The organism is Bacteroides timonensis (assembly GCF_000513195.1).
GTDB classification, from domain to species: domain Bacteria; phylum Bacteroidota; class Bacteroidia; order Bacteroidales; family Bacteroidaceae; genus Bacteroides; species Bacteroides timonensis.
In genome coordinates this window covers 1-7,664 of sequence record NZ_CBVI010000003.1, presented here as the reverse complement: position 1 = coordinate 7,664, position 7,664 = coordinate 1, and the positions used below count along the sequence as shown (strand labels likewise).

General features: G+C 38.6%; 11 protein-coding genes. 10 read left to right on the top strand and 1 reads right to left on the bottom strand.

Annotated features, from left to right (window positions below; genetic code table 11):
* Positions 1 to 52: 52 nt before the first annotated feature.
* The 5 genes from BN161_RS01995 to BN161_RS01975 all read left to right on the top strand — a co-directional run bounded on the left by BN161_RS01995 (position 53) and on the right by BN161_RS01975 (position 2,460).
* Positions 53 to 673 carry a master DNA invertase Mpi family serine-type recombinase gene (locus BN161_RS01995; protein ID WP_044262562.1) on the top strand — a complete coding sequence of 207 codons (621 nt, stop codon included), beginning with the start codon at positions 53 to 55 and terminating at the stop codon, positions 671 to 673.
* 176 nt (positions 674 to 849) lie between these two features.
* Positions 850 to 1,302, top strand: a complete 453-nt coding sequence (locus tag BN161_RS01990; RefSeq protein WP_044262560.1) for a phage holin family protein — start codon at positions 850 to 852, stop codon at positions 1,300 to 1,302.
* Positions 1,299 to 1,739 (top strand): hypothetical protein, encoded by a 441-nt coding sequence (locus BN161_RS01985; RefSeq protein ID WP_044262558.1) that lies wholly within the window; start codon positions 1,299 to 1,301, stop codon positions 1,737 to 1,739. Before BN161_RS01990 ends, BN161_RS01985 begins: the two co-directional genes overlap by 4 nt.
* Positions 1,740 to 1,743: 4 nt before the next feature.
* A complete protein-coding gene (locus tag BN161_RS01980) occupies positions 1,744 to 2,196 on the top strand; it encodes a DUF6808 domain-containing protein (protein WP_044262556.1) in 453 nt (150 codons plus the stop codon).
* A 30-nt stretch (positions 2,197 to 2,226) separates the two neighbouring features.
* Positions 2,227 to 2,460 (top strand): DUF6965 family protein, encoded by a 234-nt coding sequence (locus BN161_RS01975; protein ID WP_044262554.1) that lies wholly within the window; start codon positions 2,227 to 2,229, stop codon positions 2,458 to 2,460.
* A 12-nt stretch (positions 2,461 to 2,472) separates the two neighbouring features.
* On the opposite strand, the gene BN161_RS01970 is transcribed toward BN161_RS01975, so the two are convergent.
* The gene (locus tag BN161_RS01970) at positions 2,473 to 3,627 is read right to left on the bottom strand and encodes a tyrosine-type recombinase/integrase (RefSeq protein ID WP_044262553.1); all 1,155 of its coding nucleotides are present in this window, start codon (positions 3,625 to 3,627) and stop codon (positions 2,473 to 2,475) included.
* Between the two features lie 299 nt (positions 3,628 to 3,926).
* Here BN161_RS01970 and BN161_RS01965 point away from each other — a divergent pair, with 299 nt between their 5' ends.
* The 5 genes from BN161_RS01965 to BN161_RS01945 all read left to right on the top strand — a co-directional run.
* A complete protein-coding gene (locus BN161_RS01965) occupies positions 3,927 to 5,237 on the top strand; it encodes a site-specific integrase (protein WP_125910719.1) in 1,311 nt (436 codons plus the stop codon).
* A 7-nt stretch (positions 5,238 to 5,244) separates the two neighbouring features.
* Positions 5,245 to 6,045: a hypothetical protein gene (locus tag BN161_RS01960; RefSeq protein ID WP_125910718.1), complete on the top strand. Its 801-nt coding sequence runs from the start codon at positions 5,245 to 5,247 to the stop codon at positions 6,043 to 6,045.
* 115 nt (positions 6,046 to 6,160) lie between these two features.
* The gene (locus tag BN161_RS01955; RefSeq protein ID WP_044262547.1) at positions 6,161 to 6,463 is read left to right on the top strand and encodes a helix-turn-helix domain-containing protein; all 303 of its coding nucleotides are present in this window, start codon (positions 6,161 to 6,163) and stop codon (positions 6,461 to 6,463) included.
* Positions 6,453 to 6,752, top strand: a complete 300-nt coding sequence (locus BN161_RS01950) for a hypothetical protein (protein ID WP_044262544.1) — start codon at positions 6,453 to 6,455, stop codon at positions 6,750 to 6,752. The genes BN161_RS01955 and BN161_RS01950 overlap by 11 nt, the downstream gene beginning before the upstream one ends.
* Positions 6,753 to 6,759: 7 nt before the next feature.
* Positions 6,760 to 7,664 (top strand): hypothetical protein (locus tag BN161_RS01945; protein WP_044262542.1); only part of this gene is annotated, 905 nt, incomplete at its 3' end.

Here is a 7,664-nt window from a genome sequence, read left to right as displayed (position 1 = left end):
ACAGAACTGTATTTGCTCCGGCAGGATTAGTTTATTATCTTCACCGACAAAAATGATTTACGCATACATCAGAGTTTCAACTGATAAACAAACGGTTGAGAACCAAAAGTTTGAAGTTCAGAATTTTGCCAATGATCGTCGATTAATAATTGATAAGTGGATTTCTGAAACGGTTTCCGGAACTAAAGCTGCAAAAGATAGAAAACTTGGTCCACTTCTGAAGAAGATGAAGAAAGGTGATACCCTTATACTTTCCGAGATTAGTCGATTAGGCCGTAACCTTATGAGCATAATGTCAATGCTCAATCTCTGTATGACTAAAGAGACATTAGTACTCACAGTGAAGGAAAAGTATGAATTAGGAAATAACATCAATAGCCAGGTATTAGCTTTTGCCTTCGGTTTATCTGCTCAGATTGAGCGTGATTTAATATCTCAGCGTACCAAAGAAGGATTGGCCAGACGTAAGGCTGCAGGACAGAAGCTCGGCAGACAAAAAGGCGAGAAGATAACACATTATAAGTTGGATAAGAAAGCGGAGCTTATTAGCCGGATGCTTGCTGAAGGAAGTTCAAAAGCCGCTATTTGCCGGAAGCTGAAATGTCACTTAGTAACTCTTAATAATCATCTGGTAAGAATGAAGGAAAAGTCTTGTGAATTAGGGGATAATTAGTACCTTTGTACAGTGATTATGCCCATTGACAGCCCGTGTTGTCGATGGGCTTTTTTGTGCCTAAAAAATCCCGTCCTACCATCACTGGCCGGGCGGGATAACGACAAAATACTAAGACCTTAACGGTCTTATGCGATAGCAAAGATAGTATTAATAATTAAAATAGTGAAAGGAAAATGAAAGATGTATTAGATTTCTTACATGCGTTAGATTTGACTAACCTGTATCGTCATATCGGGGTGACATTAATGTGCTGGTTGGTAATGTTTGTATCTGTACTGATTGACATGTGGGATGGTGTGCAGACTGCGAGAGTGATGAAAGAAAAGGTTGACAGCAAGGGATTGCGTCGGACATTTGCCAAGGCTGGTGACTACTGGCGTATGATGCTGTTTGGACTGATGTTCGACACATTGGGATTACTCTTTACTTGGTATGTATTGCCATACATGACAATCATCATCACAGTTGGTGTATTGATTATCGAGTTTCGGAGTGTATGGGAACATAATAAGAGAAAGCGTAGCCATGCGGCAGAGTTACCCGGAGTGATAGCCAATATCGTTAAATGTGCATCGGAGAAAGACGCTTTGGAATTAATCAAGAAAATAAAGGAGGTGCAGAAATGAGTATTAGAGATTATTTCGACATTCAGGAACTTGTATGCAAACATGTGTATAATAAGTTCGGTGATAATGCTTGGCAGTTCTTCGATGATCGATTGCTGGAGACATTACTTGCTATCCGGGAAAGATTAGGTAAGCCTATTCATGTCAATAATTGGCAGATTGGTGGTAATCTCACCCAGCGGGGGCTTCGCTGTAATGTATGTAGTCTCGTGGCCGAGAAGACGAGACTTGAAAAGGTCTATATGTCAGCCCATAGTCAAGGCACAGCAGTTGATTTTGATGTGAAGGGTATGACTACGCTGGATGTCAGGAACTGGATAAAAGTTAATCAGGTTCTTTTGCCTTATCCTATCCGACTGGAACAGGATGTCACTTGGGTGCATCTGGATATGAGGAATGATGGGAAGAAAAGTAAAGTGGTTTACTTTAAAGGATGAAACTATGAAAAAGCTATCTTGGATATTAGTCACATTGCTGGTCGTTGCTTGTGTGGTTGCTTGGTTCCGTCCGCACGAGCCTCTCCCGGCAGAAATACGTACCGAGACGAAGATAAAGACTGTTGTAAAGGTTGATACGTTACTTGTCTCGCCACCTATAGCTCCTCTGTTAGTTTTCCAGCTAACAGACACTATTCGTATTGGTGATACGGTAGTTTATCGTGAACAGGCTTATTATGAGGATAGTCTTTACCGGGCATGGGTGAGCGGATATCGGCCGAGGTTAGATAGTTTGCAGATATTTCCACGAACTGTGTATCGAACGGTTACGAATGATATCTATCATACTATTGTACCGAAGAGGAAACGTTGGGGGCTTGGCTTGCAGGCTGGTTATGGTTATCCATGTGGTTGGTATGCCGGTGTAGGTGTTAGCTATAATTTGTTTCAATGGTAAATAAGAGATATCTTTGCTGGAAAAAGAACTATGGCTAATTATAATTATGATGAAGAGAGTGTGAAAGCTCTAATTAACTGGGCTGAGACTGCTCAACTTCCCAAAGAGGTGGTATTAAGTGAGGCTGAACATATTACCGACACTAGTATTTATGTTCGTGCCAATATTAACGACATAAAGCAGCATTACCCGGATGCATTCTATAATCCGGCTATTGACCGACTTTATCGTTTGAAGGAATTTGTAGAAAAGGCAGCCGAATAAGCTGCCTTTTTCTTAAAAATCTCCTTGGTAATTCTTTATCAGGCTGTTAGCTTCCTGAATATCATGCGGTGTGTAGATATCAGTCATCAGAATACTGCTATGTCGAGCCTGATCGCGAACGCTCAATACATCATAATGCCGGAGCATGTTCGTTATGCCGGTATCTTTTAGCGAGTAGAATTTATATTTGTCGGGTAGTTTGAGGTCCTTCCGGACATGGCGTGCCCACCAATCGCGGAACATTTTTTCTGATTTTTCTTCTTTACCGGGTTTCATGTCATTGGAAAACAGGTAATAGTCATTAGGATAATCGAAGATTTTGAGATCGAGCATGAGATGAATAACTTTCGCAGGCAGAGTGATAGTTCCATCTTTCCTGTTTTTCGATATCGTATCTTGTACCAGGATGGTTTGTTTAGCTAAGTTTATATTAGATAATCTTAACTTCGTCATTTCTGCTGGACGGATGAAGCAATAATAAAGAATATAGCTTGCCAGTAAGAAGTGTGGGTTATGTTCTTTTGAATAATCATAGACCTTTTTAAGCAATTCTTCAGGTAACACAGCTCTGGTTTTATTCTTTCCTCTTCGTCCCAGGCTACTGATACCTTCAGTTGGATTCTTTGTGATATAGTTATGATTCAGGCAGAATGTAGAGAAGGACTTGAGGAAGCCGAGATAATTATCACGTGTGAAAGCTGTATTATCGCGGTTTATATATACTTCATCCAGGAACATAACGCAAAAATCTTTGTCGAACTGGTAAATGTAGGTGATTGGCACTTTTTTCCGTTCGTTGAATTGTTCTATATTATAAAGATAAGAACTGTAAGATTTATAGGTTTCAGGGCGGTAATGGCCATCTTTCAACATCTTGTTTATGAACGTGCGATATTTGCTGATGACGTCTTTAAAAAGCATGTATGCGTTACTATATTCCTGTTCAATCCAGGGATTCCATCCGAGTGATAACTTCTCAGATAGCCGATTCATATAGTCCTTCGCATACTTACGCCGTTCCGTGATTTTCTCTATAAAATTTAACTTGATTTTTTTGCGTCGCATTGTACCATGTACAGGACTGAATGCGTAAAAGTCAATATACCAGTCTTTTCCTGTATGAAGGACAGGAGGTGTATAACCTTGTATTTCTTTGAGTGTAGGCATTTTTTTTTATTTGTCTTTGCTCTTTTGCAAAAACAAATACGTTAACAATGACCGTCCCGATTTCGTCCCGGGTATTTTACTAAAAACAGAATAAGCCACTGTATTACAGTGACTTATTCTATCGGTAGTCGGGATGACAAGATGCAAACTTCCTTTATTTAGCTTTTCTCATTTATTTGAATTTGTAATATATATGTATTGAAAATCAGCTATTTAGATTGTGGTTGCTATGAATGATAAACAAGATAGATAAAAGTAAATAAGAAAAAAACGGAAACAAATACGGAAACATACATATTTTGCCTTATCTTTGTGGTACTAAAAAAATGAGTATGGCGAACACTTCTTTTAAACTACGGAAACCGAACGGAAACGAGCCTCAGCCGATATATTTAGTTTATAGGTTCGGGCGCAATGAAAAATTGGTCTATCCTACTGGGCTAAAAATGTACCCTAAATACTGGAACTTTGAAAAGATGCGGGTACGTGGAATGGTTGAGGCATTGGGAAAAGATGCTATCAATGAGCGGCTGAACGAATTGTATTTGGTTACTGAAAACTTTTGCATAGAGACTAAAGCTAAAGGGCGAAAAGTAACAAAGGACGCTTTGCGGAACTTCTTAGATATTTTCACAGGTAAGGCGAAGTTATCGGATGAAAGTACATTACATGGCTTCATTGAGGCTTATTTAGAGAGAAACAAGAAGCGTGTTAACCCTAAAACTGGCAACGTGATTTCTTATAAGGTACAACGTGAACATGAACGTACGTACTTTTATTTGTGCGAGTATGAAAAAAATAGGCTAAATGACAAAGAAATAGATTTTCAAGATATAACAATAGATTTTTATACAGATTTTACCGCATATATGCAAAGCCTCAACTTATCAGCAAATACCATAGGGCATAAGATTCAGACATTAAAAACTTGGCTGAACGAGGCTACATTTAAGGGAATAAATAGTAATAATCAGTATAAAAGTCAACGCTTTAGGGCTACGACTGAAAAGACAGATAGCGTTTACCTGTCTGAGGCTGAGTTGATGAAAATATATGAGACGGACTGTAAGTCTGAACGGCTTAACAGAGTACGGGACTTATTTCTAATAGGTGCATTTACTGGGCTTCGTTTTTCGGACTTTACAAGTATAACGAAAGATAATATTAAAAGTTCCACGATTCATATAGAACAGCACAAAACGGGCGGTAAGGTGGCTATACCTTTGCATCGTGTAGTTTTGGAGATATGGAGAAAGTACGGTGAGAAATTGCCTCAGCCCATCAGTAACCAAAAGTTTAATAATTACATAAAAGAAGTGTGCAAATTTGCAGGTATTGATGAGATGGAACAAAAAAATATCACAAGGGGCGGCATGAGGGTACGGCAAACATACAAAAAATATGAGCTGGTAACGAGCCATACTGCAAGGCGTTCGTTTGCTACTAATTTGTATTTGTCGGGCTTTCCTGCTATCTCTATAATGCAAATAACGGGACACCGTACAGAGAAAGCGTTCATGGCTTATATAAGAGTGACACCCGAACAGCATGCGGAGTTATTGCGGGAACACTGGATAAAAAATAATCAGTATATGAAAATTGCTAAATGATATAATTATGAAAAAAATACATATAAGTCAAATAGACATAGATAAATATTTGGATTGGTTTTTTAAACAAAAAGGAACTTCTTTCATCGAAGAAAAAGAAAAACAAGAAAAATGTATGTGCAGTATTGTTGAAAGTATTACCAATAGTTCATTATATACTGAGGAACAAAAAATAAATCTTATAGAAAAAGAAAAGAAACATACAGAGTTAATAATAAATGATTTTAAGAGTCTGAAATATTGGAAAGCTCCAACGGAACACGAAAAAAATTATATTCTAAATGAAATTGAGCATGAATATAGTTGGCGGATGCAGAACCTTTTAGAAAAGTTGGAACGTTCAGCATTAGATAATAAACTAATAATAGAGGATGAGATATCTTATCATTTGCATGAGGTAATAGAAAGCTGGGGCGAAGTGCATAGGGCTGTAACAATAGGGTATTTGACAAGTGACTTTATAGGATTAGCTTGTTATGCTGGGGTTATAAAATTTGCTAAAGAAGCGCAAAGGATGATAGAGAGTGAGGACTGTGTACTAATAGAAAAGCCTTTAATATGGGCTGGGAAAGTCTCAAATTTGGGTTATATAATGGGGCTTTTGGCAGAAAATGGCTATATAGATGCCCCACGAAAAAGGGACGGTGAGATAAACTATAACGAATATGCAAGGCAAATTAGTAACGTCTTTAATTTTGAGGGAAATAATGTAGGAACTTTGGCGAAAGCTCTAAATGTCGATAATAATAATATGAACAATGACAGCAAAGATTTATTTAATATTCCTCATGTGAAAGATATAAGTTAAAATATTAACAATCAGTATTATTTATGAAAAGGTAGTTACATTCCCGCATGTGCGAGATTGTACTACCTTTTTTTATTTGTATTCTTTTGCATCGAAAAGAATAAACTTTTTGATTATGGAAAAGAATATAATTCAGATTGAAAATCTCCAAGCGGATGAAATTTTATCTCGCTTGGAAAGAATGGAATGTGCGATTATCGCACTGGGAGAACAGAAAAAGCCGATTTCCAAAGAAGAAACGGCAGGGTATATAACGAGGGCGGAAGTTTCCCGTATGCTGAAAGTGTCTATTGTTACAGTGAGCGACTGGACGAAAAAAGGCATACTAACAGCCTACAAGTGCGGAAACCGTGTTTACTTCAAGCAACCCGAAGTTGAGGCAGCTTTAGTAAAGAAAGGGGGTGTTTATGCGCACTGATAGACAAAGGAATATTCTTACGGACTGTATGGATATTATTGCGCTGGCAGGATTCATGCGTAACAGAAAGGAACGTGTAGAAATGGCTCAAACACTGATTAACGAGCTATGCAATTACCCGTTTATCTCTGCTAAGATGGGAGATAGGGTTATTTTGGCTTATTTGAAAGTGGATTGTGCCCGCAACGTGCTTCGGGCGTACACTTGTAACTATGTGCCGTTTCATGTAGCCTTTGCCTCGGCAAAGAAAGATATAGAAATGGCTTTCAGTATCTTAACGGATAAATAGCGGTGCTGTGATTGATGGCTTTAAGTGTACGTGTGTCGGGCTGGATGCTAATTTATGGAAGCATAACAAGCTACTGGACTTTGCGCTAACTGTGTCGGAGAGAACGGGCGAAGTGTCTCAGAGAAAAGAGGCGAATGTAAACGGTGTGACCTTTGCAATATCTCCAACAAAAAGCGGTGTGTTGTCCTGTAGCTTGGCTGGCAGCTTGCATAAGTATAAAAATGGTGGCGTTCAAAACTGGGACGATTTCCACATAACAGAAATGCGGGACACGCTGGATGAGCTGGCAGATACGTACAATATAAAGCTGGATAATGCGCTTTTGCATCGTGTTGAGGTTGGAGTAAACATTCCGTTAAACTATAAGCCTCAGCGAATTATAAAAAGTGCAATATGTCACAAGGGAGAGCCCTTTAAAAGCATAAGTAAAAAGGGGGAGTTCTTGGGGGTGATTTGCGAACATACGGACTATGATATAAAGCTGTATGATAAAAGTTATCAGCAACGTATTTCGGATGTCGGTTATATCCTACGTTTTGAAATAAAATTTAAGCGTGTGCGGATGCTGGCAGCATGCGGAATTTATAGTCTATCCGATTTAAAGAAACGGGAATGTTTGGAAAACGTCCTACCTATTTTAATATCGAAGCTAAAAGAAATAGTTTTCTTTGATTTCTATGCTGATACTGACGGGCTGACCGATAAGCAGAAACTACGCTGGGAAAGGTTTAGTAACATCCACTACTGGGAAAGCCTCAACCGAAAGCAATATTATAATGCAAGGGTATTGTTTGCAGAACTGACAAAGAAGTACGGGGCAAAAGACGGTGCGGAGTTGCTTGCGGAAAAGGTATCAAATAAGTATCAAGAACTATTAGAGATTAAGCAAAAAACGGTGGGACAATTTCCACA